Consider the following 23193-nt stretch of genomic DNA (forward strand, 5'->3'; position numbering starts at 1 on the left):
GGCTGGGCCACGTTGTGGCTGCAGGTGCGCTACCCGAAAATTTTCGGCGGTACCTGGTCGACCTCGCCGGATCCTTCGGATTTCCACGATTTCACCGGCGTCGATCTTTATGCGCCCAACGCCAACATGTATCGCAAGGCCGATGGAACGGCCACGCCGCTGGTGCGCGACAAGGGCCAGGTGATCGCCACTTTTGAGACGTTCGCCAAGCTTGAGCAGGTGATCAACGCCTATGGCGGCCAGCTGGCCTCATTCGAATGGGTGTTCTCGCCGCGTGGCGCCGATGGCCGGCCCGTGCCGATGTTCGACCGCGCCACCGGCAAGGTGGATCCGGCCGTGGTGGCGTACTGGCGCGATCACTTCGACATTGCCTATCGTTTGAAGCGTGACTGGCCGCAGCTGAAGGGCGACCTGGACGGCAAGATCCACGTCTATGTCGGCACGGCCGATACCTTCTACCTCGACGGCGCCGCGCACCGGTTGAAGGACACGCTCGATGCCCTGCATGCAACGTCGAGCGTCCAGTTCATCGAAGGCCGCACGCATTTCAACCTGTATGTGGAAGGCGACGACCGCCAGGCGCTATTGAAGAAGATCGCCTGGCAGATGTACGCCGTGGCGCGGCCTAACGCGGCACCTGCAAGCCACCCATGACGCCGCGCGGGCTCAGGGTGAGCTGCCAAAGCTGATCGCGCCGGCTTCGGAAGATCGCGGCCGAGCACGACAGGTAGAACAGCCACATCCTGCGGAAGCGTTCATCGTAGCGGTCGCGCAACAACGGCCACCCGGCTTCGAAATTGGCACGCCAGCCCTGCAGGGTCAGGTCGTAGTCGGCCCCGAAGTTATGCCAGTCTTCCACCACGAACAGCCCTTCGAGCCCGTGTGTTACCTGGGATGCGTTGGGGATAAGCGAGTTGGGGAAGATGTAACGGTCAATCCAGGGGTCCGGACGGGTCACGGTGGCATGTGATCCGATGCAATGCAGCAGCACCAGGCCATCGTCGTTGACACAACGCCGCGCCATCTCGAACCACGCTCGATGGTTCTTGGCGCCCACGTGTTCGAACATGCCCACTGAAAGGATCGCGTCGAAGCGCTCGTCGAGTTCGTGGTAGTCCTGCAGGCGGATCTCGATCGGCAGGCCTGCGCACAACTGGCGGGCGTAGGCGGCCTGTTCGGCGGACACGGTGATACCCACGCCAGTCACGCCGTAGCGCTCGGCGGCGAATTTCAACGCCTCGCCCCACCCGCAACCCACGTCCAGCACGCGCTGGCCGGGCTTCAATTGCAGCTTGCGACAGATCAGGTCGAGCTTGTCTTCCTGGGCCTGGTCCAGGTCTCGGGCCCGGGACCAGTAACCGCATGAATACACCAGGCGCTTGCCAAGCATGACAGCGAACAGATCGTTGCCCAGGTCGTAGTGGCGCTTACCCACCTCCCAGGCATGGGCACCACGCTGCACGTTGATCAGCCGCGCCTTCAGGTGGGCAAGCAGGGTGTCGATGGTGGTGAGCGCGTCGTCCAGGTTCGCGCGAAGTACCCGGGTGAAGAAGCCGGCAAGGTCGGCCGCGTCCCACCAGCCATCCATGTAACTTTCGCCCAGGCCCAGGGTGCCGTGGGCGAACACGCGCGCATAGAAACCGTCGTTGAGCACGTGAAGGTCCGTCGGACCGGGACCGTCCAGGGCCACGCCGGCCTGGGCAAGCAGGTCGCGGGCGCGTTGCTTGAGCGAATCGGAATTCACGCCAAACCCCCCTTCGGTTAGCACGCCACGACTCATTGTGCCGTGGCAAGGGCATCAGGCGCTACGGGTAAGCATCCGCACCAGGGCAAGTCCGGCGATCACGGCGGCAATGGAGCCTGCGAGGTTAATCATGATGTGGGCGGCGAACCATCCGTACTGGCCCTTCAGAAGCAAGGTGGCGGACTCTGCGGCGAAGGTTGAAAACGTGGTGAGGCCGCCTAAAAAACCGGTGGCGATGAGCAGGCGCAGCTCCGGTGACAGGGCAGGGTAGTGCTCGACCACGCCCAGCGTGCAACCCATCAGCAATCCGCCCACCAGGTTGGCGGCAAGCGTGCCCATCGGCAGGTTCGGTACCGCCGCGTTGAAGGCCAGGGCCAGCCCCCAGCGCAACCAGCAACCGAGCATGCCGCCAACCCCAACGGCAAGGAACGCGTTCAAACCCATGTCGTTTAACCTGAGCATATAAAGGTTGGTCGTCACTATACTTGTCGTCTGATGACTTCGCCCGCCCATACCCTCCGGCGCAACCTGCCGTGGTTGCTGGCTGGCCTGTCGATGATCGGCCCGTTTTCGATCGACGCCATTTTCCCGGGCTTCCCGGACATCGGCCATGCCTTCGGCGTAGGCGAGGTCGCGCTGCAGCAGACCATCAGCGTCTACCTGTTTGCCTATGCCGCGATGAACCTGTTCCACGGCGCCATCTCCGACGCCTTCGGGCGCAAGCCGGTCATCGTCATCGGCATGGGGTTGTATGCACTGGCCTCGGCGGGCGCCGCCATGGCCACGTCCTTCACGGGCCTGCTTGCCTTCCGGATGCTCCAGGGGCTCTGCGCCGGCGCCGGCATCGTGGTTGGCCGTGCCGTGGTGCGCGACACCCTGCATGGGGAAGATGCACAGAAGATGATGTCGAAGGTGATGATGATCTTCGGCGTTGCGCCGGCGGTGGCGCCCATGGTCGGTGCATGGCTGCTCGGTATCGATGGCTGGCGCGGCATTTTCTGGGCGCTCACGGGTTTTGCCGTAGTTCTCACGGTGGCCCTGTGGCGTTTCCTTGATGAAACGCACCCGCACGAGGCCCGCACCAGCTTCCGTCCCAGGCCGCTGCTGGCTTCCTACGCGAACATCGCCCGGGACCGGCCGTTCTGGCCGCTGATGATCGCCGCATCCATCAACTTCTCCGGACTGTTCCTGTACATCGCCTCGGCGCCGCGGATGATTCGCGAACTGTTGGGGCTTTCCGCGCAGGGTTTTCCGTGGTTGTTCATTCCCGTGATAAGCGGCATGGTGGCCGGCGCCTTCGCCTCCGGCCGCCTGGCCGGGCGCATGACGCCCACGCGCACGGTGAACATCGGCTACGTGCTGATGCTGGGAAGTTGCGCCATCAACATCGTGCTGGCGCTCGCCTTGCCGCATCCGATGGTGCCGTGGTCCACGCTGCCCCTGCTGCTTTACGGCGCCGGCGTGCAGATGGCCTTTCCCACGCTCACCCTGCTGTTGCTGGACCGCTTTCCCCGCCAGCGCGGCGGAGCGTCTTCCGTTCAGGCCTTCGCCAGCCTGCTGTTCACGGCCATCGTCGCTGGCGTGCTGTCACCTTTACTGTCGGTGGACATGCTTGGGCTGGCATTGGGAGCCAGCGCCTTGTGCGGCATCGGTCTGGTGTCGTGGCGGTGGTATTTGAGGCTGGTCTGATCGTCATGAATCTGATCGTCATAAATTTGGGTGAAAAGTACAGGAAAGGCCGACTGTTGTCGGTTACGATTTCGCTCCCAGGAATCCTGGATCCGTCATGGGCCACTTAATTTCGTTGAAGGCCTTGCGCGATATCGTGGCTGCGGATGGTCTGCAGAATGTCCGCATCGTCCACGAGACGGCCCATTGGTGCATCGAGTTGGTGATGTGCGGCACGCGTAAGACACTGGCTACGGTTGCCGGCGACGTGCGCCGATTTTCTTCTCGTGACATCGCGATCAAACTGTTAGCCAAACCAGGTTCACATCAAGGGAGTTTCGCCATGGAATTGGCAGCGCTCGTGTTCGACGAGTCCTTCGACAACCTCGTTACCCCGTCATCGGGGAATAGTGCTTCCTACGAGGCTTACGTCGAGGAAGAAATTCGCAGATCGTACGCCACGAAAGGTCCTGTACTGCCTGCTGGGGAAGTGAACGGACGCATGGCGGTACTCAAGGCATCATTCCCCACCAAAAAACCAGGTTAGTTATGGCCGTAAGTTGGGCTCGCGCCGCTTATATGAGGCGCGCAGAGCTATTCCTTCGCCTAGCCACGATTGATCCGGCGGCTGCCCGTCGGCAGGACGACTATATCGAGCGCGCGGCGGACATGCTTGATGGTGTTGTCACGTATAAACGGGGATCCGTTCCCGGGACATACGTATGTCCATGCAATGATGGCAAGCACGTGCTTGTGTACAGCCGCGAGGGTGATAGTGTTCGTGTAGTGAGTCTAATTTCCAGCTCTAGTGGCTGGACGCTGTGATGGATCCAGCATTGGCCGGCTAGCTGGAGATGTACCCCGCGCCGGTGACATACGCCCTGGCTTCCGCGGCATCGTTTTCGAACCACGCCTTGGTCGATCCCAGTCTGAACGTGTAACCCCACGTATCCATGTCCTGCATCACGCGTTCGCTTCCCACGCCAGGCAAATCGTCGGCCAGCACGATCTGCAGATAACAGGTTGCGTCTTCTTCTTCGATCGAATCGGTGGCGTCGGTGTGCACGGCGACGCGGCGTTCCGGTGACATCACCAGCAGGTGGCTGGCTTCGTGCAGCAGGGAGTGCACGGGAGTATCGGGCCGGGCGTAGACGGTAAGGCCGATCAGCCCGGCTTCATCGTCGCCCCAATAACTGCCGGGGATGGCGTCGCCTTCGGGCACTTCGACAAGCTGCAAGCCATGTCGCCCCAGGAGTTCGCGCGACGCGGCAAAGCCGACGTCGCGCATGCGCAACACGTCCATGGGTGCCTAGCCGGGCTTGTGCTCGGGCAGGGCGACGGAGAGCTCGAGCACTTCGTGGCCGCTGTCGCGGTCAAGGGTGATGTTCACCGCATCCACATCGACGTTGACGTATTTGCGGATCACTTCGAGCAGTTCATTGCGGAGCAGCGGCAGGTAATCCGGAGCGCCGCGCGTGCTGCGTTCCTGGGCCACGATGATGCGCAGCCGCTCCTTGGCTACGCCTGCGGTGGCTTCGGGCTTGCGCTTGAGGAAATCGAGGATACCCATGCCTTAACCCCCGAAGACGCGCTTGAGGAAGCCCTTCTTCTGCACTTCAATGAAGCGCAATGGCCGCTCCTGGCCCAGAAGCCGCGAAACAACGTCTGTGTAGGCTTGCCCGGCAAAGGAATTTTCGTCGAGGATCACTGGTACGCCGGCGTTCGACGCGGCCAATACGTTTTCCGATTCGGGGATCACGCCCACCACCTTGATGCCGAGGATTTCCTCCACGTCCTTCACCGAGAGCATCTCCCCGGCTTCCACTCGCGTTGGGTTGTAGCGGGTAAGCAGCAGGTGTTGGGTGATGGCGCCCTCGCCGCGCTCGGCGCGACGCGTCTTGCTGGCAAGCAGGCCCAGGATGCGGTCGGAGTCGCGCACGGAGGAAACCTCCGGGTTCACCACCACCACCGCGTGGTCGGCGAAATACATCGCAAGGTGCGCGCCCTTCTCGATACCGGCGGGGGAATCGCATACGACGTACTCGAAGCCTTCGGCACCAAGGCCATCAAGGACTTTCTCGACGCCTTCCAGGGTGAGGGCGTCCTTGTCCCGGGTCTGCGAGGCGGCCAGCACGTAGAGGTTGTCGTAGCGCTTGTCCTTGATCAGGGCCTGCTTGAGCGAGGCTTCGCCCTGTACGACGTTGATGAAGTCGTACACCACGCGCCGTTCGCAGCCCATGATGAGGTCGAGGTTGCGCAGGCCGACGTCGAAGTCGATCACCGCTACTTTCTTGCCTGCCTGGGCCAATCCCACGGCAAGCGAGGCACTGCTCGTGGTCTTGCCCACGCCGCCCTTGCCCGACGTAACGACGATGATCTCAGCCAATGTTGTCTCCACTTGCTTGTTCTTGTTGTGGTGGTGTGTCGATTTGCGATCGCGGTTCGGCCCTAGAGCCGGGCGATCAATAGCTTTTCGCCTTCCAGCCAGCATTGCACGGCATGGCCTTCCAGGTCGGCGGGAATGTGTTCGAAAACCCGGTAATGGCCAGCGATGGCCACGAGTTCGGCGTGGAAGTCGGCGCAATAGATGCGCGCGCTGGTGTCACCCTGCGCGCCGGCCATGGCCCGGCCCCGCAGGCTACCGTAAACGTGGATGGAGCCGTCGGCAATGACTTCGGCGCCATTGGCCACTGCGGCGTTCACCACAAGGTCACGATCGCGTGCATACACCTGCTGTCCCGAACGCACGGCGCCGGACGCATGGCGCATCGCCGTGTACGCGGCGGCGGACTCTTCGTGGATGGGTTCGCGCACGGGCGCCGTTGACACGGCAGGTGCCGGCGCGGCGGCCTCCGGCAAGGGCTGGGTTTCGCCGCCTGCAGGCTCGTAGGCCGCGCGGAACTTGGCGATCAGCGGCAGGCCCATGCGCGTGGCCAGTTCCTCCGTGGCGGCCGTGCCATAGGCCAGGCCTACCGGCAGCATGCCTGCGCTGCGGATGGCTTCGAGCAGGGCATCGACCGTGCCGTCGTCGGGCAGGGCGGACAGATGGCTTAAGTCCAGCACCACGGCGGCGCGGGAGAACATCTGCGGCGCCGCGCGGACACGGCGCTCCAGTTCATCGCACAGTGCCGCGGCATCGGCGCGTCGCACGCGTACGCAGGCCATGCCTACCTGGCCGAAACGCAGGTCGCAGGCGGCTTCAAGGGTGTCCACGCGGGCATTCATCTTCAGTGCTTGTCTCCGGCCGCCAACGCATGCGGCGCGGCCATGTCGCAGGGACGGCTGCGCTCGCGCAGCCAGGCGGTGTCCGGCAAGCCATTACCTTCCAGGTAACGCTCGCGGACAAAGGAAAAACTGGGTAGTTCACGGGCCAGCAGGCTCACCTTGGGGCCGGAGGCGCCCATGGTCTGCTGGCCCACTTCCTGGAACCCTAAGGTGCCATGGAACAGCACGGCCATGTCGTCGCGCGGCTCCAGGAATACCTCGCAGGTGAGGATCGGCACGCGGACCTCGGCATAACTGCCCACGTCGCAGTAGAAGATGCGACCCAGGCCATGTCCCTGCCAGGCGGCCCCGATGACGATGCGGTCGATGTAGACGAAACTCTCGTAATGGGCCTGGAACCAGCGGTAATTGGGGCTTTCGTAGGCCGCGTCGGCGCGGAAGGCGATCAGGAAGCCGGCGATGACGCCGTTCATTTCCGCCACGCGGAAGTAGTGGGCCTGGTCGAAAAGGAACCGGAGACGGTCTGGATCCGTGGCGAGGATGCCCGCACCGGCGGTGTTGTTGAGCGCCAGCACGGCGTCCAGGTCGCGCTCTTCCACGTCGCGGATGGCAAGGGCCATTCGGTGCTCCGCCCAGTTGTTTCGACTAAAGACCGCGTTCGGGCCCCGGTAAGCCGGCATTATGGCATTTAAGGCATGACCTTAGCCATGTTCCGGGGGGCGGGGCTCGCCCTATGATGCGCCTATGCCCTGGCCTTATTTCAACCACACCCGGCTGCTGCGGTACGCGGCATTCTTCGTCTACATCTGCGTGGGCATGCCGCTTTCCACCCCGCTGACAGCCCAGCGCCTGCACCAGTTGGGGCGTCCGGAGCTGTCGCTCACCCTGTGGACGGTGTGCTACGTGCTCTTTGGCATCACCTATTGGCTGATGACGCGCGACCTCAACGCGAAAGTGAGTTCCTGGGCCAAGGTGGCGGGGCTGCTGATGCTCACCTTCATGGCCATGGCCATCGGCTGGTTCAGCCAGTCGGGCCTGCATGCGCTGCTGCTGGTGATCATCGCTGCGACCTTGCCGTGGCTGGTCCCGCTGCCGCTGGGCCTGGTATGGATGGTGATGGCGCACCTGGCACTTATTCCCGTTATCAGGAATACGCCGGGCTTCACCTGGCTGGTGGCGCTGATGCAGTCATGCATGTATTTCAGCTTCTCGGCCCTGACGTTCGTTACCTCCACCGTGGCCAGCCAGCAGGCTGGCGAGCGCGAAGAACAGCGCCGGCTCAACTCCGAACTCCGGGCCACGAGGGCGCTTTTGGCTGAATCCAGCCGCATCGCCGAGCGCATGCGCATCGCCCGCGACCTGCACGATCTGGTGGGCCACCACCTCACGGCGCTTACCCTGAACCTGGAAGTGGCAAGCCACCTTACCAACGAAGCGGCGGGCGCCCACGTGCGAAAGGCGCAATCCACCGCCAAACACCTGCTGGCCGACGTACGTGACGTGGTTTCGGAGCTTCGCCAGGACGATGCCATCGATCTCACCCAGGCGCTGCGCAGTCTCATCGAAGGCGTGCCGGGCCTGAACGTGCACCTGTCCACGCCGCCGCGATTCGAAGTGGAAGACCCTCGCCGCGCGCAGATGTTGCTGCGCTGCCTGCAGGAGATCGTCACCAATACCGTGCGCCATTCAGGCGCCCGCAACCTCTGGCTGGCGTTCGAACACCCCGATCCCGGCTCGCTGCAACTCATCGCCCGCGACGACGGCCGTGGCGCCGCACAATACCGGCCCGGTAACGGCATGAACGGTATGCGCGAGCGCCTGGCCGAGTTCGGCGGTACTGTTAACGTCGATACCAGCGTGCCCGGCGGCTTCAGCCTCCGCGTCACCTTGCCCCTCGGCGAGGTACCCTCGCTGGCGCATTCGCCGGCGCGTGGGCCCGGTGCGTGGCCGGTGGAGGCATGATCGCCTTGACTATCCGATACTCCATCCAATGGCCCATCGCAGGGGATAACCAATGATTTCCGTCTGTCTCGTCGACGACCAGAACCTGGTCCGCCAGGGCGTCCGATCGCTGCTGGACCTGGCCGACGACATCCGCGTGATTGCCGAATGTGCCGATGGCGCGCAGGCGGTGCAGATGATCCCCCAGGTCAAGCCCGACGTGGTGTTGCTCGACCTGCGCATGCCCAACATGAGCGGGCTGGAAGTGCTCCAGGCCCTTTCGGCGCGGAACGAGCTTCCCCCGACCATCATCCTGACCACCTTCGACGACGACCAGCTCGTGCTGCAGGGGTTGAAGGCCGGCGCCCGTGGCTACCTGCTCAAGGATGTCTCGCTGGAACAACTGGTGGAGGCGGTGCGTACGGTGGCCGCCGGCGGTTCCCTGGTGGCGCCGATGGTGACCCAGCGGCTGCTTGCAGGGGTAGGGCGCATCCAGAACCAGTTTTCCTCGCTGGAACAGCCCGATCCGCTCACCGAGCGCGAGACGGAAATCCTCAGGCTTCTTTCCGGCGGTTACAGCAACAAGGAAATTGCCAATTCCCTCCGGGTGGCGGAAGGCACCGTGAAGAACCACGTATCGAACATCCTTTCCAAGCTCGGCGTACGCGACCGTACGCGCGCGGTACTGAAGGCTCTGGAACTGGGTATCGTCTAGGAGGCGCGCCGCGCCTCAATATGGCCTTCCGGAAGGCTGTCGGAACCTGATGGCGTTCACGCGCCCAAGCAGCTACCATCGTCTACTTTGGCGCCGGCGAAAGCCCCGCCACGGGCAATCCGAGGGTGGGGAGTCCGTGCCGGCGACCAGCATCCCCAGGCGGCGGCCCGACCAAGTTGAGACGTTCGGAGAATCGTGGAATGACGCGTCTGTTAGAATTTCTTGCTGCCCTTGTGATCGTTGCCATCCTCGGCGTCGTCGCCGGCGTGGCCATGCCTTCGCAGGGCCACGTGGATCGTACGGTGAAGGTCAACAAAGACGTTCGCCAGCTCTACGATGTTTTTGCCAATTTCCGTCGGTTCCCCGAGTACTCCATGCTCGGGCAGCTCGACCGCCACCTGAAATACCAGCTCTCAGGCCCCGCCTATGGCCAGGGCGCCAAGACCTCCTGGACCTCCGACGACAAGTCCGTCGGTAACGGCAGCCTGGAAGTCGCTTCGTTGACTCCCGCCTTTGCGCAGGTCGGTGACGAGGGCAAGGCCACCATCGTGTGGAACCTCGACAACGACTGGAGCGGCACCGACAAGAAGTTCACCATCGACCTGGAACGCACCGGTCGCCAGGGCAAGCTGACGAACGTCAAGATGGCTTACGACGTAAATTACGGCTGGAACCTGATCAACCGCTATTCCAACCTGTACATCCACGGCCAGCCGGATAACTTCATCCAGTTCGGCCTCAGCAATATGCAGAACATGGTGGCCTCGATCCCGCAGGGCGACTACAGCAAGCTGTATCCGGAAATCGTCGATACGCAGCCTACCCCGGTGCTGTTCATCTCAAGCCAGTCGCCGCGCAACCTCACCGAGCTGGACACCGCGCTCGATGACGCCGTCAAGCAACTGGAGGCCGCCGCCAAGAAGTTGAATGTGCAGGTCACCGGCCCGCGCATCACCTTCACCACGAACTACGGCGACCAGAACTACACGTTCGACGTCGCGCTGCCGATCAACACCACCACGTTGAACCTGAACGGCCAGAGTGTTGAACTCACAGCTGCCAGCCGTCCGAAGCTCGATCCGGCCGCTGCCTCCACCAGTGGTTCGGCCGCTGCGCCCGCCGATGACACCACGCCGGGTAGCAAAGACAAGTTCAACAACGTGATCGTCGACGACAAGGTCCGCGCAGTGCTTGCCTTCGGTGGCAAGGCGCTTAAGGCCGAGTGGAATGGCAACCCCGCAGGCGTGCCCGTGGTGCGCATCCAGGAGCAGCAGTTCGCCCAGACCCACGGCTATAAGTACGACGACTTCACCAATCGCATCTATGACATCCAGGTCAAGGCACCGACCACCGACGCCCATGGCACGGTGCAGGGCTACGACGAGCAGAAGTTCGAGGTTTACCTGCCGCTGCAGGGTGACGTTCCGGAAAAGACCCCGGAACAGGAAGCTGGCATGAAGAATCCGGGCCTGCAGGACAACCCGGCCTCGTCCGGCACGGCTGGCGCCCCGGCGGCTTCCGGCACCGCGGCCGCCCCGGCGGCCGCAGGGACCGCGCCGACCCAGCAGTAAGCGCCTTAAGCACGCGCCTGGAAAAAAGGCTCCCCACGGGGAGCCTTTTTTTTCCCAGCTGAACTTGCCGGCGCCGAAGTGTTCTTAGAACGGTTACCCGCAATGTTACATTCGCGCTCAAACCAGGGGCCAGACGCGTCGCATGATCGAAACCGACCAGCTCACCCGTTGCTATGGCAGCCTTACCGCCGTCGACGCGTTGACCCTGCGGGCGGAGCCTGGCCAGGTGCTGGGCCTCCTGGGCCCCAACGGTGCGGGCAAGTCCACGGCCATGCGCATGATCGCCGGCTTCCTGACTCCCACGTCGGGAACAGCCCGCGTGTGTGGTTTCGACGTCCGCACGCAGCCGCGCGAGGCGCGCAAGGCTTTGGGATACCTGCCCGAAGGAGCGCCCAGCTATAGCGAGATGACGGTGCGTGAATTCCTCACCTTCGTTGCCCGCGTGCGCGGCATGACGGCGGATGTCATTTTCCGCCGCTTCGACGTGGTGGTCGGCCGGCTGCAACTGGATGAAGTACTGGACACCACGATCGCCACGTTGTCCAAGGGCTTGCGCCGTCGCGTCGGACTGGCCCAGGCCATCCTGCACGACCCTCCGGTGCTGATGCTCGATGAACCCACCGACGGACTGGATCCGAACCAGAAGCATGCGGTGCGGGCGCTCATCGATGCCATGGCCCGCGAGCGCACGATCCTGATCTCCACCCATCTGCTGGAAGAAGTGCACGCCTTGTGCAACCGCGTGGCGATCATTGCCAATGGGCGTCTGCTGGCAGACGCCACGCCAGCGGAACTGGAGGCACGGTCGCGTTATCACGGCGCGGTATCGTTCAGTGCACCCGGCAGCGGCGTGTCGCAGGAAATGCTCGGCCGCCTGCCGGATGTCGCCTCGGTGGAAGTGGATCCGCTCGATGGACGCGTCACCGTATTCCCGCGCGAGGGCAAGGCGATCATGGAAGAAGTGCAGCAATTGCTGCGCATGCAAAATCTCGCGGTGACCGAAATCCAACTCGAACGTGGACGCCTGGACGAGGTGTTCCGTCAGATCACCACCGGCGCGAGAGCTGCATGAGCGCCATCATCGCCATCGCCCGCCGCGAACTGGGCAGTTATTTCTCTACCCCGCTGGCCTATGTATTCCTGGTGATCTTCCTGGTGCTGGCGGGATTGCTCACCTTCTACGCCGGCGATTTCTACGATCGCAACCTGGCAGACCTGCAGCCTTTCTTCGCCATACATCCGTGGTTGTACCTGGTGCTGGTGCCAGCGGTGGCGATGCCACTTTGGGCTGAGGAATCGCGCAGCGGCACCATCGAACTGCTGCTGACCATGCCGGTGTCCACCACGCAGGCCATGCTGGGCAAGTTCCTTGCCGCCTGGAGTTTCGTCGCCATCGCCTTGGTGCTGACCTTCCCGATCTGGATCACGGTCAATTACCTGGGTCTTCCGGACAACGGCGTGATCCTGGCAAGTTACCTCGGTAGCTGGCTGATGGCAGGTGCATTCCTGGCCATCGGCATCTGCATGTCGGCGGCCACGTCCAGCCAGATCATCGCCTTCCTGCTGACCGCGACCGTCTGCTTTTTGTTACTGCTCGCCGGCCAGTCCCAGGTGCTTGATTTCTTCCAGGACGCCGTATCGCCTCGCTTGCTCGGCGCACTGTCCTACATGTCGATTACGCGGCATTCGGAGGCGATCGCGCGCGGCGTGCTGGACTTCCGCGACGTCATCTATTTCGTGGCGACGATCCTGGCTTGGCTGACAGCCGGCGTGATCCTGCTCGATTTCCGGCGGGCGCGATGAAGTTGCCATACCTGATCGGCAACCGCCGCCTGCGGGTATGGTTGGGCCTGTTTGCCCTGGCCGCCCTGTTCATCCTGGTGGTGCTGGTCAGTTCAAGGACCATGCGCACCGCACGGGTGGACCTCACTGCCGATCACCTCTATACGCTCACGCCGGGCACGCTCAGCATCATCGACAGCGTGGAGCAGCCGATCCAGCTCACCATGTATTTCTCCGACCACGCCACGCGAAACCTGCCGCAGCTGCGAAGCTACGAGCAGCGAGTGCGCGAGATGCTGCGCGAGGTCACCGCCCGCAGCCATGGACGCATCCGCCTGCGGGTGATCGATCCGGTACCTTATTCCGATGACGAGGACGCCGCCGAGGGTGCGGGCCTCAACACCATCACCGGCGGCAGCAACGGTGAGCACGGGTTCTTCGGCCTGGTGGGTCGTCGCCTGGCCGATACCTCGGCGAACGACACGCTGTCACTGCCCTATTTCGACCCGGCCCGCGAGGCTTTCCTCGAGTACGACGTTGCCAAGCTGGTGTATGAGCTCAGCGGCCGCACACGCCCTGCGATCGGCGTGCTCTCAAGCCTGCCGGTCAACGGCAACCCGCTGATCGGCGAAGAGCCCTGGACGGTGGTGCGGCAGATGAGCCAGTTGTTCGACGTGCGGATGATCGACGGGAACAACCTGAAGTCGATCGACCCGGCGATCAAGGTAATGATGCTGATTCATCCCAAGCACCTGGGCGATGAAGCGCTCTACGCACTGGATCAATACGTGCTGCGCGGTGGCCGCCTGCTGGTGTTCGTCGACCCCCTTGCCGAGATGGACAATGCACCCTTCGTCGATGCCAACGGCGTGGCCGACGACCACCAGTCGTCGTTGCCACGGCTGTTCGCCGCCTGGGGCATCGAATACAACGCCGACCAGGTGGTACTGGACCGAAGCCAGTCCCTGCCGATTGAGCTGGGCGGGCTGAGCGTCAACCATCCGGCGATGATCGGGCTGGGTGCGCAGAACCTCAACCACGACGACGTGGTCACCGCCAGTCTGCAGCGGGTGAATGTTTCCACTGCCGGGCATTTCGAGCTCGCACGGGACAGCGACAGCACTCTGGTTCCGCTGATCCAGAGTTCCAACGAGGCGATGCTCGCGCCCGTGGCGCGGGTGCGCGATGCCAGCGGCGATCCGTCGATGCTGCTCACCAATTACACCCCGGGCGACGAACACTATGTGCTGGCCGCGCGCGTGCGCGGCACCTTCCACACCGCCTTCCCCGAACGGCACGAGCAAGGCCATCTGGACCACGCAGCGACACCCAACGAGGTGCTGGTGGTTGCCGATACGGACATCCTTTCCGACCGCCTGTGGCTAAACACGTTGAATGTGCTCGGACCGCAGGTCGTGCAGCCCTTCGCCAACAACGGGGATTTCATTTCCAATCTGGTGGACAACCTGAGCGGCTCGTCGGCGCTGTTGTCGATCCGCGGGCGAGCGGGCTCCCAACGGCCGTTCACGCGGGTGGAGGGCCTGCGCGCCGAGGCCGATCAGAAATACCTGACCAAGAAGCGTGAGCTGGAGCGCGAGCTGTTCGAAACCCAGCGTCGGGTGGCCGAACTGCAGCCGGGCAAGGGCGGAACCGCCAGCGCCGAGCAGAAGCATGAACTTGAGAAGTTCCTGCAACGCAAGCTTGCCATCAGCAAGGAACTGCGCGATGTGCAGCACCAGCTCAACGCAGAGATCGACGCGCTGGGACTGCGGGTGAAGTTCGTCAACATCGTGCTGGTACCGGCCCTGGTAGCGCTGGCGGGTTTGCTCTATGGCTGGCGCCGCGGGCGCCGCACCCGCCGCCGGAACTAGGACAATCGGTCGCATTACCGTGGCCCAGGTGGCCGCAGGCGCTATCCTTGGGCAGCCGCATGCGGCGCCCAGGCCGGCCAGGAGATACCCGACGTGATGAAGTGGATCGATCCCTGGGAATTTTCCTGGACGTTCCTCGCGCTGTTCATCGGCACCGCGGTGCTCTACCTGCGTGGTACCCGCCATCGCCGTCCGTCGATCTCGCGCCAGGTGTCGTTCTGGACAGGCATGGCGATGTTCTATTTCTCGCTGCATACCTATTTCGACTACTACGCCGAGCATGAATTCTTCATGCACCGGATCCAGCAGGTACTGCTGCACCACCTGGCGCCGCTGCTGGTGATCGCCAGTTATCCCGGCATGGTGCTGCGTGAAGGCTTGCCTGTGCGTGCGCGAATCGTCCTGCGACGGGTAGAGGCGTCCTTGCCCTTCCGGGTGGCTTATGCCGTGTTGCTCAATCCCACCTTCGTCACGTTGTTGTTCGTGGCACTGATCCTGGTCTGGCTGATTCCGCCCATGCAGACACTGGCGATGCTGGACTGGCGCATCTATCGCGCGATGAACTGGTCGATGGTGTTCAGCGGCCTGGCTTATTGGTGGTTGGTGCTCGATCACCGCCCGCATCCACCCGGACGCATGACGGCCGGCATCCGCGTACTCTCACCCGCACTCACCATGACGCCGCAGATCGTCGCCGGCGCCATCGTCACCTTCTCAAAGACCGACCTTTATCCGATCTTCGAAATCTGTGGGCGGGCGTTTTCGATGAACGTGCTCACCGGCCAGCTGATCGGCGGCGTGATCATGTGGGTGCCCGCGGCCGTCATCGAATCGATCGGCGGCCTGCTGGCACTGCGGCAATGGTTGCGATTGTCCCGCTCGGGGCGTCTGCCAAGGCGCGCCGTGGTGGCGCGCCCGGTCCGCAGGGCGCCCAACGCCGGCTAGCCCGCCTGGGTCGTTGAATGGTCGGTCGAACGCGCTACAGCGCGTTGGCGGGCCGCGCCTGGAAGGTGACGTCCTTGTGGCTTCCGTCAGCAAAGGACAGTGTAAGCACCACGTTGTCGCCAGGCACGACGGCGGGCTTGGCGTGCATCAGCATCACGTGGTACGCGCCGGGGGACAGTTTCGCGCTGCCGTGGGCGGGAATCTCGAGCTTGTCCACGGTTTCCATGCGACCCATGCCGCCTTCGGTGCTGCTGCGATGGAGCATCGCCTGGCCGTAGCGGATGCTTGAGGCACCGGTGAGCGCCACGGCATGGTCGCTGGCATTGGTGAAATTGGCGAAGGCGCCGGCGGGCAGGTCACCGGGCAACACGCGGATCCAGGCGTTGCTTGCGGTGATGGCATCCGCGTCGCCGGCAACAGCATCACCTGCGATCAGCAGCCAGCTCGTGGCAGCCATGCAGGCAAGCAGGGAAGGGCGGGACATCATGCCTTGGCTCCAAGGTCGATCAACAGGGAAACGTCGTGCACCATGTCGTCCTGCGAGGCGGAAGGCGTGGCCAGCACGCGCGCCTTGCCATCACGGTCGAAAAGATAGATGGCCGAACTGTGGCTGACGTCGTACGCGCCGTCGCCCTTGTCCGGTTCACGTGTGTAGGCCGAGCGCAGCCGCTTGGCCAGCGCCTCGATGTCCTTGTCTGGCCCCACCAGGCCCACGGCGCGCTTGTCGAAGGCGTTGACGTAGGCGTGCATGGTTTGCGGTGTGTCGCGGGCCGGGTCGACGCTGACGAACAGGATGCGTGCGTCGTCGGCTTTTGCGCCCAACCGCTGCATGACCACGTGCAAGTGGGCCAGGGTGAGCGGGCACACATCGGGACAGTGCGTGTAGCCGAAATACACCAGCAGTACCTTGCCGCGGTAGTCGGCGGCGGTCACCGTCTTGCCGTTATCGTCGGTGAGCTTGAACGCAAGGTCGGGAAGGTGGCCGCTGACATCGGTCAGACGCCACGAAGGTTGTGCTTCATGGTGGCAGCCCGCGAGCAGGGCGAGGGTCAATCCGAAGGCCAGCACCCAGGCCCGTGGCAACTTCATGCGAAACTCCGCTCTTGCGATCCTATGAAGGATACGCCATGGCATCCCGGCCATGGCCAAGGAACCTGCCCTGATGCGACAACCTGTCCCCACTTCATTGGCCGTCCTGGTGGCGGTGGCCGGCGCCAGTGGTGTCGTTTGCGGCGCCTTTGGCGCCCATGCGTTACGCGGCGTGCTCGATGACCATGCCCTGGACATCTGGCGCACCGGCGTGGACTACCACTTGTGGCACGCGCTGGCGCTGGGCCTGGCCGTGGCAGGTGGAGCGGGGCGTTGGCGGGCCGCGGCGGCGTGGCTCTTCTTCGCAGGCGTCGTGCTGTTCAGCGGCAGCCTGTACGCGCTGGCGCTCGGGGCGCCGCGGCTGGTAGGCGTGGTGACGCCGTTCGGCGGCCTGGCCTTCATCGCCGGCTGGATCGCCCTGGCGGTATCGATGAAAGCCCGGGCGGGTGATGCCTAGGCGTCACCCGGATCCTCGGGGGCTTTCATCCGGCCGCTCTTGCGCAATGCCTCGCGCAGCACGTATTCGATCTGCGCATTGAGGCTACGCAATTCATCGTCGGACCAGCGCTGCATGGCCTCAAGGACCACCGCGCTGACCCGCAACGGATAGGCTTTTTTCTCCGATGCCACCGGACTAGCCGTACAGCGTGCCGGTGTTTACCACCGGTTGCGTCGATCGGTCGCCACACAGCACCACCAGCAGGTTCGACACCATCGCTGCCTTGCGCTCTTCATCCAGCTCCACCACGCCCTGCAGGCGCAACTGGTCCAGGGCCATCGCCACCATGCCCACGGCGCCCTCGACGATGCGGCTGCGCGCCGCGACGATGGCGCTGGCCTGCTGCCGCTGCAGCATGGCCTGGGCAATTTCCTGCGCATAGGCAAGGTGGCTGATGCGTGCCTCGATCACCTGCACACCGGCCTTCTGCAGGCGTGCCTCGATTTGTTCACGCAGGTGATTGTTGATCTCGTCGCCGTGGCTGCGCAGCGATGGCGTGCCATCGTCGTGGGTATCGTAGGCGTAGCTCTGGGCCATCTGGCGCAGGGCCGATTCGGTCTGGATGTGCACGAAATTCTCGTAGTCGTCCACGCAGAACACCGCTTCGGCGGTGTCCACCACCTGCCACACCACCACCGAGGCGATCTCGATCGGGTTGCCGTTTTTGTCGTTGACCTTCAGCCGGCCGCTTTCGAAGTTGCGCACGCGCAGGCTCACCGGGCGGCGGCTGTAGAACGGATTGGTCCAGCGCAGGCCCTCGATGCGTGCGGTGCCTGCGTACTTGCCGAACAACTGCATCAGCTGGCCCTGGTTGGGCTGCACCTGGAACAGGCCCTTGCCCAGGAAGGCGACCAGCGCGAACAGCACGATGCCAGCGACCGGTTGTTTCGGCATGGCTGGCGTGGTGGCGCCAAGTAATACGAGGCTCCCCGCCACGATGGCGAGCAGCAACAGCCCGATGACCACCGGGATCCCGGCGACGGAAAACGCAGTACGTTCGTTCATGGTGGTTTCTCCCTTTGTGGGAGAATTTGATATCAAAACGATATCATACGCAAGTGCCTTCTAGCGCATGCCGCTCCCAGAGGGTGCCGCCGGAGCGGAATCGGCGATCGGCATGGTGTCCATGATGCCGTCCAGCGGTGTGGCGCGGTCAATGCGGATATTGCCCAGCAGCGCCATGGCCGTATAAAACTTCCATGGGTCGCCGTTGCCGGTGGCCAGGGCAATGTGCGTGCTGTCGAAGCGACGCAGCGCTGCGTCGTAGCTGCGCCAGCGTCCCTCGACCCAGGCCTGCATCCATGCGTGGGGCACGAACACGCGCGAGGCGCCACCGTAGCGGGTGGCATAGACCACGCCGGTAACCACGCGGGCAGGAATGCCCAGCGAACGGGCCAGGGCAGTCAACAGCACAGCGTTTTCCGTGCAGTCGCCATGGCCGCTGCGCAGGGCTTCGAGCGCCGAGGCATAGCCCACGTCCAGCCCATGGCTGTCGATGTGTTCGGACACGAACGTACGCAGGCGCCGCATGCGCTGCAGGTCGGATCCGGCCTCGCCCACCGCGGCAAGCGCCGCGGCGTGCAGTTCCGGCGATGCCGATTGCAGCCAGGCATTGGCCGCTGTGTCATCGTCGGTGGGCGGCGATTCGTTACCGCGCTTGCCCACGCCGATATCCAGCGCGTAGAGGTCGGTGCCAAGCCGGGTGACGGATTGCTCGTCGGTCTGGATCAGTTCCCCCCGGGCGTTGCCGGTAACTTTCACCACGTAGCGGATCGGCGTCTCGCGGAGGTTTTGCGTCATCGGCCGCGGCGCGTCGATCATCGCCAGCCGCAGCACGTCGATATCCTGATCCGGCGCCATGGCACAGGTATGGTCGCAGGCCACCATTTCCATATGGAAGCCCAGGAAGGGTGTCATGCCACGCCTGACATAGGCCTGGTCGTCAACCCACAGATCCATCACCTGTTCGCCGCGCGTCAGGCGCAGCGTCTGACGCAGGTGTTGCAGACGTTCACGGCCACCGGGCAGTTCCACGACCTCGGGGCCGATCACCTCCATGCCCACATCGATGGCCGAACGGGAATTCGGGTCGAAGTTGCGCATGGTGTAGCGCGTGCCGGGAATGAACCCGCGGGCGAGCATGGTTTGTCGCTGGCCTTCCGCCAGCTGCGCACCGGAAGGCCAACCGAGCGTGTCCTGCTGGACCTGTCCACCCACGCTGGTGGTGACATCGAACAGGCCATCGGGGCGGCGCGATCCATGGCTGCCGCTGGTGACCTTCGACATGCCGGTTTCGGTGCTGAAGGCCAATGGCTGGGCCACGGTGTCTTCCACGGCCGTCGTGGTGGAGGTCAGCACCAGTGGCTGCCCAGCCCGCGAAATGCGGATGGCCAGTGCCTGGCGGGTGGTGAGGGTGTCACCTTCGTGGTTGCGGGCGATCTCCATGTGGCCGATCTTGCGGCCATCAAGCAGGACGCTCATCCAGGTATCCTGCGCATGGAGCGCGGGACTCAGGCACACCAGTACAACGACTATCAAACCGCGTCGCATGGCCATGGCACTCACCGGGTTTTCGTGGGGACGTGATTGCACTTAACTCCCGCCAAGGCCGCGCGTCAATAGCCACTTGAGTTGCCCTTCCAAGGCCAATTTCGGGTCGGGCCGCTAGAATGCCCACGACCTGCCCTGGAGTCGTCAATGAAGCCCTTTGCCACCCCCCATTCCCCGCACGCCTTGCGCGTACTGCTGCTCGGTTCCGGCGAGCTGGGCAAGGAAGTCGCCATCGAGTTGCAGCGCCTTGCGGTGGAGGTGATCGCCGTGGATCGCTACGCCAACGCGCCGGCGATGCAGGTAGCCCACCGCAGCCACGTGATCGACATGCTCGATGGCGCGGCGTTGCGTGCGGTCATCGAGCAGGAAAATCCGGACCTCGTGGTGCCGGAGATCGAAGCCATCCACACGCCCACCCTGATAGAGCTTGAAAAAGAGGGGCTGAAGGTGATCCCGACCGCGCGTGCGGCATGGCTCACCATGGATCGCGAAGGCATCCGCCGCCTCGCCGCCGAGGAACTGAAGCTGCCTACGTCGCCCTATCGCTTCTGTGGCACGCGAGAGGAATACCTCGATGCCGTCCAGGCGCTGGGCACGCCCTGCGTGGTCAAGCCGGTGATGAGTTCATCGGGCAAGGGACAGAGCGTGGTACGCACGCTTGCCGACGCCGATACCTCGTGGGACTACGCGCAGTCCGGTGGCCGCGCGGGCAAGGGACGGGTGATCGTCGAGGGCTTCATCGATTTCGATTATGAGATCACCTTGCTTACCGTGCGCCACGCCGACGGCGTGGCCTACTGTGAGCCGATCGGCCACCGTCAGGAAGACGGCGACTACCGTGAGTCGTGGCAGCCGCAGGCGATGAGCCCGACAGCGCTGGCCGACGCGCAGCGCCAGGCCGGGGCGATCACCGGCGCGCTGGGTGGCTGGGGCGTGTTCGGCGTGGAATTCTTCGTGCGGGGCGACGAGGTGATCTTCTCCGAAGTAAGTCCGCGCCCCCACGACACGGGCCTTGTCACGCTTATTTCCCAGGATCTTTCCGAGTTCGCGCTGCATGCGCGTGCGATCCTCGGCCTGCCGGTGCCGGCGATCCGGCTTTATGGTCCGTCCGCTTCCTGTGCCGTGCTGGTGGAAGGCGACGGCGTGGCGCCGCGTTACCACGGCATCGCCCAGGCACTGGCCGAGCCCGATACGATGGTCCGCATCTTCGGCAAGCCCGAGGTTCGTGGCCGCCGGCGCATGGCGGTGACCCTGGCACGCGGGGACAACCCGGAAGCGGCTCGTGACAAAGCCGTGCGCGCCGCAGGCAAGATCAAGGTCGAGCTCTAGACGAAAGGGAAAGCGAACATGGAACAGGTCGGATTCGCACATTGGCTCGTGGTGGTGGTGGAGATTTCCGTCGCAGCCATCTTGCTTGCCATGGCCCTGCTGACGGTGGTCATCGTCGTCACCTGGGTGGTCGACCGCAACCAGACGGCCAACGCGGTATTGCGTAACTATCCAGTGATCGGGCACTTCCGTTACGGCTTCCTGAAACTTGGCGAATTCTTCCGGCAGTACCTCTTCGCCATGGATCGCGAGGAAATGCCCTTCAACCGGGCCGAACGCACATGGGTGTACCGCGCGGCGAAGAACGTGGAAAACACCGTGGCCTTCGGGTCCACGCGCGACCTTCGCGCCGAAGGCGTGCCGTTCTTCGTCAACGCACCTTTTCCGGAGCTTGCCGTCGAGCACGTGGAGCCACGGCCGACCACCATCGGTCCGTATGCACGCGAGCCGTATTCCCACGCGGCGTTCTTCAATATCTCGGCCATGAGCTTCGGTGCGTTGTCAGCGCCCGCGGTCAGTGCCCTGTCACGCGGTGCCGCCAAGGCTGGTATCTGGATGGACACCGGCGAGGGCGGCCTGGCGCCGTACCATCTTGAAGGTGGCTGCGACATCATCTTCGAGATCGGCACTGCCAAGTACGGCGTGCGAAACGCGCAGGGCCTGCTCGACGACCAGCGCCTGCTCGAAGTGTGCGCTCACAAGCAGGTGAAGATGGTTTCCATCAAGCTGGGGCAGGGCGCCAAGCCGGGCCTGGGCGGCCTGTTGCCGGGAAGCAAGGTAACGCCCGAGATCGCTGCCATCCGCGGTATCCCCGTGGGCCAGGATTCACAAAGCCCGAACCGGCACATCGATATCGGTAGCATTGCGCAGCTGATGGATGCCCTTACCCATATACGTGACCTTACCGGCAAGCCCGTGGGCTTCAAGGCGGTACTCGGCGACCTCGACTGGATTCGTGACCTGTGCGACGAGATCTGGAAACGCGGCATCGAAAGCGCGCCGGACTTCATCATCGTGGATGGATCCGAAGGGGGCACGGGCGCGGCGCCGCAAACCCTGATGGAGGGCGTCGGCCTGCCGTTGCACGAATCACTGCCGGCGCTGGTGGACGTGCTGCTGGCCAAGCAATTGCGCGAACGGATCAAGGTGGTGTGCTCGGGAAAATGCATTACCGCGTATGACGTGGCCTGGGCACTTTCGATGGGTGCGGATTTCGTCAATTCCGCGCGTGGCTTCATGCTTGCGCTGGGCTGCATCCAGTCGCTTCAGTGCAACCGCAACACGTGCCCCACCGGCATTACCACGCACAACCGGCGCCTGCAGCGTGGCCTTGTAGTGGGCGACAAGAGCGAGCGCGTATATCACTACGCCACCAACCTCATGCACGAGGTGGGCACCATCGCGCACAGCTGCGGGGTGAAGGAGCCGCGGCAGTTGCGCCGGCAGCATTGCCGCGTGGTGGGCGACGACGGCCTGTCGATCTCACTGGCCAGACTGCACCCCTACCCGGTGCCGCCGCCCGTCTCCTAGGCCTGGGGTTGCCACAGGCCGTTGCGGCGTATCTCCAGCGGTCGGAAGCGCCTCTTGTAATCCATCTTCGGATGGCCTTCGATCCAGAAGCCAAGGTATACATGCGGCAGGCCGCGGCGACGCGCCAGCGCCACCTGGCTAAGGATGCCGAAGGTGCCCAGCCCGCGTTCGGCGTGACTGGGATCGAAGAACGTATAGACGGCCGAAACACCGTTCAGGCAGACGTCGGTGACCGCTACGCCGAGCAAGGTCGGCCCCTGGCGTAACTCCAGGAACAACGTGGGGCTCCAGGGTGCGGTAAGGAACCGGCCAAAGTCGTCGCTGTCGGCAGCGTCCATGCCGCCACCGGCATGGCGGGTGCGCAGGTAGCGTTCGTACAACCGGTGACGTTCGCGGGTGTAGCCCGGTTCCGCCTCGATCACGGTAAGGTCGGCATTGCGCCGCTCGCAGCGGCGCTGGCTGCGATCGGCTATGAAGTGGTCGGCATCGATGCGGCAGGGTACGCACGCCCGGCACTGGTCGCAGTTGGGGTGATACAGATGGCCGCCCGCGCGGCGGAATCCACCGGCCAGCGCCGTGCCGTATACCTTGTCCAGTTGTGGGGCCGCCGGGTCGATCACCAGGTTCTGCGCCGTGCGCTCGGGGAAATACCCGCAAGCGTGGGGCAGGGTCTGGAACAGGCGGACGCGTTCGGAGCGCATGGGAGGATTCTAGCCCCGTCCCGGTTTCATCCG

The 23193-nt window shown here is 63.9% G+C and carries 25 protein-coding genes and 1 pseudogene; 13 read left to right on the forward strand and 13 right to left on the reverse strand.

Annotated features, from left to right (window positions below):
• Positions 1-654 (forward strand): annotated as a pseudogene (locus tag VGM61_RS08305) (enterochelin esterase); the annotation flags it as partial.
• Here the strand turns inward: VGM61_RS08305 and cfa are convergent.
• Together cfa and crcB are read right to left on the reverse strand one after the other, a co-directional pair.
• Entirely contained in the window at positions 626-1744 is a 1119-nt protein-coding gene (gene cfa, locus VGM61_RS08310; protein ID WP_331522297.1) for a cyclopropane fatty acyl phospholipid synthase, read from the reverse strand. The pseudogene VGM61_RS08305 and the gene cfa sit on opposite strands and share 29 nt — an antisense overlap.
• Before the next feature lie 54 nt (positions 1745-1798).
• The gene (crcB, locus tag VGM61_RS08315) at positions 1799-2188 is read right to left on the reverse strand and encodes a fluoride efflux transporter CrcB (RefSeq protein ID WP_331522298.1); all 390 of its coding nucleotides are present in this window, start codon (positions 2186-2188) and stop codon (positions 1799-1801) included.
• A 51-nt stretch (positions 2189-2239) separates the two neighbouring features.
• Between crcB and VGM61_RS08320 the strand changes: the two genes are divergently transcribed.
• Entirely contained in the window at positions 2240-3433 is a 1194-nt protein-coding gene (locus VGM61_RS08320; protein ID WP_331522299.1) for a multidrug effflux MFS transporter, read from the forward strand.
• A 97-nt stretch (positions 3434-3530) separates the two neighbouring features.
• Positions 3531-3959 carry a hypothetical protein gene (locus tag VGM61_RS08325; protein ID WP_331522300.1) on the forward strand — a complete coding sequence of 143 codons (429 nt, stop codon included), beginning with the start codon at positions 3531-3533 and terminating at the stop codon, positions 3957-3959.
• A 297-nt stretch (positions 3960-4256) separates the two neighbouring features.
• Here VGM61_RS08325 and VGM61_RS08330 read toward each other — a convergent pair whose 3' ends face one another.
• The 5 genes from VGM61_RS08330 to VGM61_RS08350 all read right to left on the reverse strand — a co-directional run bounded on the left by VGM61_RS08330 (position 4257) and on the right by VGM61_RS08350 (position 7257).
• The gene (locus tag VGM61_RS08330) at positions 4257-4715 is read right to left on the reverse strand and encodes a hypothetical protein (protein WP_331522301.1); all 459 of its coding nucleotides are present in this window, start codon (positions 4713-4715) and stop codon (positions 4257-4259) included.
• Positions 4716-4721: 6 nt separating this feature from the next.
• Positions 4722-4982, reverse strand: a complete 261-nt coding sequence (minE, locus tag VGM61_RS08335) for a cell division topological specificity factor MinE (protein WP_331522302.1) — start codon at positions 4980-4982, stop codon at positions 4722-4724.
• Between the two features lie 3 nt (positions 4983-4985).
• Positions 4986-5798, reverse strand: a complete 813-nt coding sequence (minD, locus tag VGM61_RS08340; RefSeq protein ID WP_331522303.1) for a septum site-determining protein MinD — start codon at positions 5796-5798, stop codon at positions 4986-4988.
• 62 nt (positions 5799-5860) lie between these two features.
• On the reverse strand, positions 5861-6637 hold the full coding sequence (gene minC, locus VGM61_RS08345; protein WP_331522304.1) for a septum site-determining protein MinC: 777 nt from the start codon (positions 6635-6637) through the stop codon (positions 5861-5863).
• A gap of 2 nt (positions 6638-6639) precedes the next feature.
• Positions 6640-7257 (reverse strand): GNAT family N-acetyltransferase, encoded by a 618-nt coding sequence (locus VGM61_RS08350; RefSeq protein ID WP_331522305.1) that lies wholly within the window; start codon positions 7255-7257, stop codon positions 6640-6642.
• A gap of 124 nt (positions 7258-7381) precedes the next feature.
• Between VGM61_RS08350 and VGM61_RS08355 the strand changes: the two genes are divergently transcribed.
• The 7 genes from VGM61_RS08355 (at position 7382) to VGM61_RS08385 (ending at position 15462) form a co-directional block, all read left to right on the forward strand.
• Positions 7382-8599 (forward strand): sensor histidine kinase, encoded by a 1218-nt coding sequence (locus VGM61_RS08355; protein ID WP_331522306.1) that lies wholly within the window; start codon positions 7382-7384, stop codon positions 8597-8599.
• Positions 8600-8651: 52 nt separating this feature from the next.
• A complete protein-coding gene (locus VGM61_RS08360) occupies positions 8652-9293 on the forward strand; it encodes a response regulator transcription factor (RefSeq protein ID WP_331522307.1) in 642 nt (213 codons plus the stop codon).
• 200 nt (positions 9294-9493) lie between these two features.
• Entirely contained in the window at positions 9494-10864 is a 1371-nt protein-coding gene (locus VGM61_RS08365) for a polyketide cyclase (protein WP_331522308.1), read from the forward strand.
• A 142-nt stretch (positions 10865-11006) separates the two neighbouring features.
• Positions 11007-11936 (forward strand): ABC transporter ATP-binding protein, encoded by a 930-nt coding sequence (locus VGM61_RS08370; RefSeq protein WP_331522310.1) that lies wholly within the window; start codon positions 11007-11009, stop codon positions 11934-11936.
• On the forward strand, positions 11933-12667 hold the full coding sequence (locus VGM61_RS08375; RefSeq protein ID WP_331522311.1) for an ABC transporter permease: 735 nt from the start codon (positions 11933-11935) through the stop codon (positions 12665-12667). Before VGM61_RS08370 ends, VGM61_RS08375 begins: the two co-directional genes overlap by 4 nt.
• Positions 12664-14517 carry a GldG family protein gene (locus VGM61_RS08380; RefSeq protein ID WP_331522312.1) on the forward strand — a complete coding sequence of 618 codons (1854 nt, stop codon included), beginning with the start codon at positions 12664-12666 and terminating at the stop codon, positions 14515-14517. Before VGM61_RS08375 ends, VGM61_RS08380 begins: the two co-directional genes overlap by 4 nt.
• A gap of 96 nt (positions 14518-14613) precedes the next feature.
• Positions 14614-15462 carry a cytochrome c oxidase assembly protein gene (locus VGM61_RS08385; protein ID WP_331522313.1) on the forward strand — a complete coding sequence of 283 codons (849 nt, stop codon included), beginning with the start codon at positions 14614-14616 and terminating at the stop codon, positions 15460-15462.
• Positions 15463-15496: 34 nt separating this feature from the next.
• Here VGM61_RS08385 and VGM61_RS08390 read toward each other — a convergent pair whose 3' ends face one another.
• Both VGM61_RS08390 and VGM61_RS08395 read right to left on the reverse strand, forming a co-directional pair.
• Positions 15497-15949: a copper chaperone PCu(A)C gene (locus VGM61_RS08390; RefSeq protein WP_331522314.1), complete on the reverse strand. Its 453-nt coding sequence runs from the start codon at positions 15947-15949 to the stop codon at positions 15497-15499.
• The gene (locus VGM61_RS08395; RefSeq protein WP_331522315.1) at positions 15946-16551 is read right to left on the reverse strand and encodes an SCO family protein; all 606 of its coding nucleotides are present in this window, start codon (positions 16549-16551) and stop codon (positions 15946-15948) included. Before VGM61_RS08395 ends, VGM61_RS08390 begins: the two co-directional genes overlap by 4 nt.
• 73 nt (positions 16552-16624) lie before the next feature.
• On the opposite strand from VGM61_RS08395, the gene VGM61_RS08400 reads away from it, so the two are divergent.
• On the forward strand, positions 16625-17008 hold the full coding sequence (locus VGM61_RS08400; protein WP_331522316.1) for a DUF423 domain-containing protein: 384 nt from the start codon (positions 16625-16627) through the stop codon (positions 17006-17008).
• On the opposite strand, the gene VGM61_RS08405 is transcribed toward VGM61_RS08400, so the two are convergent.
• From VGM61_RS08405 to VGM61_RS08415, 3 genes are read right to left on the reverse strand one after another with little or no spacing between them, the layout of a single operon-like run.
• Positions 17005-17181, reverse strand: coding sequence for an Arc family DNA binding domain-containing protein (locus VGM61_RS08405; protein ID WP_331522317.1), 177 nt, complete (start codon positions 17179-17181; stop codon positions 17005-17007). The two genes, VGM61_RS08400 and VGM61_RS08405, sit on opposite strands and share 4 nt — an antisense overlap.
• Before the next feature lie 4 nt (positions 17182-17185).
• Positions 17186-18055 carry an SPFH domain-containing protein gene (locus VGM61_RS08410; RefSeq protein WP_331522318.1) on the reverse strand — a complete coding sequence of 290 codons (870 nt, stop codon included), beginning with the start codon at positions 18053-18055 and terminating at the stop codon, positions 17186-17188.
• Positions 18056-18115: 60 nt separating this feature from the next.
• Positions 18116-19531: a transglutaminase-like domain-containing protein gene (locus VGM61_RS08415; RefSeq protein WP_331522319.1), complete on the reverse strand. Its 1416-nt coding sequence runs from the start codon at positions 19529-19531 to the stop codon at positions 18116-18118.
• A 216-nt stretch (positions 19532-19747) separates the two neighbouring features.
• Between VGM61_RS08415 and purT the strand changes: the two genes are divergently transcribed.
• Positions 19748-20929: a formate-dependent phosphoribosylglycinamide formyltransferase gene (gene purT / locus VGM61_RS08420; protein ID WP_331522320.1), complete on the forward strand. Its 1182-nt coding sequence runs from the start codon at positions 19748-19750 to the stop codon at positions 20927-20929.
• A gap of 18 nt (positions 20930-20947) precedes the next feature.
• Positions 20948-22459 carry an FMN-binding glutamate synthase family protein gene (locus VGM61_RS08425; RefSeq protein ID WP_331522321.1) on the forward strand — a complete coding sequence of 504 codons (1512 nt, stop codon included), beginning with the start codon at positions 20948-20950 and terminating at the stop codon, positions 22457-22459.
• Here the strand turns inward: VGM61_RS08425 and VGM61_RS08430 are convergent.
• Positions 22456-23160 (reverse strand): arginyltransferase, encoded by a 705-nt coding sequence (locus VGM61_RS08430; RefSeq protein ID WP_331522322.1) that lies wholly within the window; start codon positions 23158-23160, stop codon positions 22456-22458. The two genes, VGM61_RS08425 and VGM61_RS08430, sit on opposite strands and share 4 nt — an antisense overlap.
• Positions 23161-23193: the final 33 nt, after the last annotated feature.

The sequence above is a fragment of the Pinirhizobacter sp. genome (assembly GCF_036499745.1).
GTDB lineage: Bacteria > Pseudomonadota > Gammaproteobacteria > Xanthomonadales > Rhodanobacteraceae > Pinirhizobacter.